General features: G+C 65.2%; 4 protein-coding genes and 1 pseudogene. 4 read left to right on the top strand and 1 reads right to left on the bottom strand.

Annotated elements, in window-relative coordinates; genetic code table 11:
- On the top strand, positions 1-954 hold a 954-nt coding region (locus tag CGX12_RS18750), incomplete at its 5' end, for a methyltransferase (protein WP_142995705.1).
- Between the two features lie 137 nt (positions 955-1,091).
- Complete coding sequence (locus CGX12_RS18755) at positions 1,092-1,532, top strand: universal stress protein (protein WP_094041396.1); 441 nt, start codon at positions 1,092-1,094, stop codon at positions 1,530-1,532.
- 393 nt (positions 1,533-1,925) lie between these two features.
- Here CGX12_RS18755 and CGX12_RS18760 read toward each other — a convergent pair whose 3' ends face one another.
- Complete coding sequence (locus CGX12_RS18760) at positions 1,926-2,849, bottom strand: LysR family transcriptional regulator (RefSeq protein WP_094041397.1); 924 nt, start codon at positions 2,847-2,849, stop codon at positions 1,926-1,928.
- 465 nt (positions 2,850-3,314) lie between these two features.
- Between CGX12_RS18760 and CGX12_RS18765 the strand changes: the two genes are divergently transcribed.
- A complete protein-coding gene (locus tag CGX12_RS18765) occupies positions 3,315-4,178 on the top strand; it encodes a carboxylate/amino acid/amine transporter (protein ID WP_094041398.1) in 864 nt (287 codons plus the stop codon).
- A 103-nt stretch (positions 4,179-4,281) separates the two neighbouring features.
- Positions 4,282-4,776, top strand: a pseudogene (locus tag CGX12_RS18770) (alcohol dehydrogenase catalytic domain-containing protein); the annotation flags it as partial.
- Positions 4,777-4,852: the final 76 nt, after the last annotated feature.

Consider the following 4,852-nt stretch of genomic DNA (forward strand, 5'->3'; position numbering starts at 1 on the left):
AACCGGCCGCGGCTCCCGGCGCTGGCGCGGGCCGCCGACTATGCCACCCCGCGCTGGAGCAACGGCATCCCCGGGCGGAAATGGGCGCAGATCAAGGATTTTGCCGCCAATATCAGCGGAACTCATCCCATACTGGAGTGGTGCGCCGGCAAGGGCCACCTCGGCCGGCTGCTGGCCCAGCAGTCGGCGCGGCCGGTCACCAGCCTGGAATGGAACCCGGACCTGTGCCGCCAGGGCGAGCAGCTGGCCGAGCGACTCGGGCTCGAGCACCGCTTTGTCTGCGCCGATGCCCTGGCCGAAACCGCCGCCGGGCTCTTCGCTGCCGAGCAGCAGGCCCTGGCCCTGCACGCCTGCGGCGAGCTGCACCTGCGCTTTTTGCGCCATGCCGCCGCCGCCGGCACCCGGACACTGGCGCTCTCTCCCTGCTGCTACCACCTGATCGAGGGCGACCGCTACCGGCCGCTGTCCGCCGCCGGCCGGGCCCGGGATCTCGGGCTGGACCGCCAGGATCTGCGGCTACCGCTGCAGCAGCAGGTGACCGGCGGCGAACGGGTGCGCCGGCTGCGCCGCATCGAGCTGAGCTGGCGGCTGGCCTTCGACGAGCTGCAACGGGCGCTGAGGGGACAGGATGAATACCTGCCGCTGCCCTCCTTCCCCAAACAGCTGCTGAGCGGCGATTTCGCCGACTTCGCCCGCTGGGCCTGCGGGCAAAAGGGGATCCCCGCCCCCGCCATCCTGAACGGCGAGCACTGGCTGGCCCGGGCCGAGCCGCGCCGGCTGATGGTCCAGCGCATCGAGCTGGTGCGCCACCTCTACCGCTACCCGCTGGAGCTGTGGCTGCTGCTGGACCGGGCCCTGTTCCTCGAAGAGCGGGGCTACCGGGTGCGCCTGGGCACCTTTACCGAACCGGCCAACAGCCCCCGCCGTTATTTGATCCAGGCCAGCCGGGGCTGAAATAGCGTCCCGGCCATCTTGTCCCGGCCGCCCGTCCTGGCCTATGCTGCTGGCATCAGGCGCGGTGCGAAATTCCCGCCCAGCTCACGGTTTAACGGCTAATGGATTGATAGACTTGGGAAAAAAGGAGAAGTGCCATGACAGAACCCTATCAGTACAAGCATATCCTGGCGGCGGTCGACATGACCGAGAAAAACCGCAAGGTGATCGCCAAGGCGGTGGATCGCGCCCGTGCCAACCAGGCCAAGTTGTCCGTCATCCACGTGGATGTGGATCTCAAGGATCTCTACACCGAGATGATCGACATCGATATCGACAATATCCAGGATCAGGTGGTGGCCGACGCCAAGCAGCGGCTGGAGGAATACCTGGGCGATCTGGGCTATCCCATCGAGAAAAAGCTGGTGATCTGCGGCGATCTGGCGCTGAAAGTGAACGAAGCGGTGGAGCAGAACCAGATCGACCTGCTGGTCTGCGGCCACGAGCAAAGCTTCTGGAGCCTGCTCACCTCCTCCGCCCGTCAGTTGATGAACACCGTGCCCTGCGACATGCTGGTGGTGCCCCTGCCCAAGGAATAAGCCCCAAGGGCGGTTGGCTGCTGACAAACCTTCGGGCTTACCTAAACAGGCAACACCTGAACCAGTACAGGCGGACAAAGGGAACGGCTCCGCCGACCGTCACATGCCAGGGGGCGCGAAGCGCCTTGCACCGGAGGTATCGGCGCGACCGAGTTGCCAGTGGCAAGTCGCAGCGCGGCGATACCGACGGTTTCCGCGACATTTGGCATGTGCGAGCTTACAGGGGGCGAGCTTGCTCGCCGCGACGAGCGGTTTCGGCCTGACCGAACATCCAGTGAATGTTCGCAGCAGGCCGAAACAGCGAGTGTCATATTTTGTAGCGTGTCGGCGGAGTTGGCCCTTTGGCCGACTCCTGCCAGTGCAACAGGCGAGGTTGTCATCAAGCCGCGGCCCTCACTCCACCCGGCACAAGCTCTCTCCCACCTCCCGCAGCAGTTGCCGGAACCAGACCAGCGCCGGATCGAACTCGGTCAGCGGATGCTGGGCCAGCACATAGGTGCTGTACAACGGCTCGTCCAGGCGGTGGCTCTGCAACGGGTAGTAATGGCAGAAATCCCGGGCGATCAGCTCCGGCACCATGGCCAGATAGCGACCGGTGGCCAGCAGCTTGGGCAGCGCCTCGAAGCTCGGCACCCACACCGCGATATGGCGCTCCAGCTCCTTCTCCTTCAGCCAGTGTTCCACCAGGGTCTGGTTGTGGCCCCAGGTGGAGGTGGACACATGGCTCCAGGCCACCAGTTCGGCGGCCGACATCACTTCGGGCAGGCCGCTGCCCCGCGCCGACAGGCACACCATGGGGTTGTCGAACCAGGGTTCGCATAGCAGCCGCGGGGACAGGTGGCCGGCGCCGGCAAAGCCCACCACCAGATCCAGGCCGCCCCGGGCCAGACTGTCTTCGTAGTCGGAGTCGACCAGCTCGCTGATGGCCAGCCGGCAGGCCGGCGCCCGCCGGTGCAGCAGCTCCACCAGCTGGGGCACGGCGCCGTGTTCGATGGAGGACGGTACCGCCAGGCGGAAAGTGCGGGTCGAGGAGGCGGGTTCGAACCCCGCCGACTGGCGCACCCCCTGCTCCAGCAGGGCCAGGGCCTGGCGCACCGGTGCCGCCAGCGCCTGGGCCCGGCCCGTGGGCCGCATCTCCTTGCGGGTCATCACGAACAGGGGATCGCCCAGGGCCAGGCGCAGCCGGGCCAGGGCATGGCTGACGGTGGACTGGGACAGGTTCAGCTGCTCCGCCGCCCGGGTAACGTTGCGGCTTTGCATCAGCACGTCGAACACCCGCAGCAGGTTCAGATCCAGCCGTTGATAGAGGTTATCCATCGATATTTACCATACTTCCATGGTGATAATTCATTTCTTACATGAATTATCTGACCATAGAATGTGCGCCACAGACAAGTTAATCGTCGGCGTGGTGGAGTTGTTTCATCCGGCGGCCTGGCCGAACAGGGTTCTGGGCATGGTGGCATCATGGGGGGTACTGCCTGTCTGTCGTGATACCGGGGTTATTCGAGGTAATGCCGGTATGGCGACAAAAACGGAATGTTCGGGGTCGGGCGGCACGGGTTGCCACGCTGACAACCTTTTCGGGCGCGATGCCCAAGAGTTCTGCGTGTGGTGTTGAACCACTTTGTTTGGGGACGTCATTCTCTCCTTTATGACAAACCTGATGTTGGTCCCGGGCCGGTGCATTGCGCCGGCTTTTTTTATGGGCCCGCGGCTGGATCGGCCCCCGGCTTTGCGCCATCATAGCGCCCCATCTTTACCAATGACGAAAATTCACCCATGTCCTATCTGGTCTTTGTCACCCTGCTGTGGGCCTTTTCCTTCAGCCTGATCGGCGTCTACCTGGCCGGCGCCGTGGACAGCTACTTCTCGGTGCTGAGCCGCGTGGCCCTGGCCGCCCTGCTGTTCCTGCCCTTCCTCTCCCGGCGCCTGCCGGCGCGGCTGGCGCTGGGGCTGATGGGCTGCGGCGCCGTGCAGCTCGGCATCATGTATCTCTTTTATTACCAGTCGTTCCTGTTGCTGACGGTGCCCGAGGTGCTGATCTTCACCGTGCTCACGCCCATCTACGTCACCCTGATCTACGATCTGCTCAACCGGCGCTTCAACCCCGGCTACCTGCTCACCGCCGCCCTGGCGGTGCTGGGCGCCCTGGTGATCCGCTTCGACGGCATCACCGACACCTACCTGCTCGGTTTCGCGGTGGTGCAGGGCGCCAACCTCTGCTTCGCCCTCGGCCAGGTCGGCTACAAGGTGCTGATGGAGCGCTATCCGCAACATCCGCCCCAGCATCGGCTGTTCGGCTATTTCTACCTGGGCGCCCTGCTGGTGGTGGTGCCGGCCTGGCTGTGGCTCGGCACCGACCGCTACCCCGCCAGCGGCCAGCAGTGGGGCATACTGCTGTGGCTGGGCCTGGGCGCCTCGGGCCTGGGCTATTTCCTGTGGAACAAGGGCGCCACCCTGGTCAATGCCGGCGCCCTGGCAATCATGAACAACGCCCTGGTGCCCGCCGGCCTGCTGGTCAACCTGCTGATCTGGAACCGGGAAGCGGACCTGCTGCGGCTCGGCCTGGGCGGACTCATCATCATCGCCTCGCTCTGGCTCAACGAAGCCTGGATCAAAACCCCGGAAGCCGCCCGGACCTGATGGCGCCGGGGTCACAAAATCGCAATTTAGCCGGTGCCGGCCATGGCAATCCGCACCGGCCTCCTTACACTGGGTCATAGGAAACAGTGCCGAGGAGAACACCATGTTTACCGCCCTACTATTAGAAGAATCCGGCAAACAAACCCAAGCCCGCCTGCAGCGGCTGAACGAGCACCAGCTCACCACCGGCGACGTGCTGGTGAAGGTCGACTACTCCACCCTCAACTACAAGGACGCCCTGGCCATTACCGGCAAGGGCAAGATAGTGCGCCAGTGGCCCATGGTGCCCGGCATCGACTACGCCGGCACCGTGCTGGCCTCGGATCACCCGGACTACCGCATCGGCGACGAGGTGCTGCTCACCGGCTGGGGCGTGGGCGAACAATACTGGGGCGGCCTGGCGGAGAAGGCCAGCGCCAAGGGGGACTGGCTGATCCCCCTGCCGCCGGGCATGAGCGCCAAGCGGGCCATGGCCATCGGCACCGCCGGCTTTACCGCCATGCTCAGCCTGATGGCGCTGGAGCATGCGGGCATCACCCCCGGCCAGGGCCCGGTGCTGGTCACCGGCGCCACCGGCGGCGTGGGTTCGGTGGCGGTGCTGCACCTCATACCCATCTGCACGCGGCGGCGGTGTTGAAGGCACATGCTTCCGGGGACAGCCTGATTGATCAGCA

This window comes from Zobellella denitrificans (assembly GCF_002237365.1).
Lineage (GTDB): Bacteria > Pseudomonadota > Gammaproteobacteria > Enterobacterales > Aeromonadaceae > Oceanimonas > Oceanimonas denitrificans.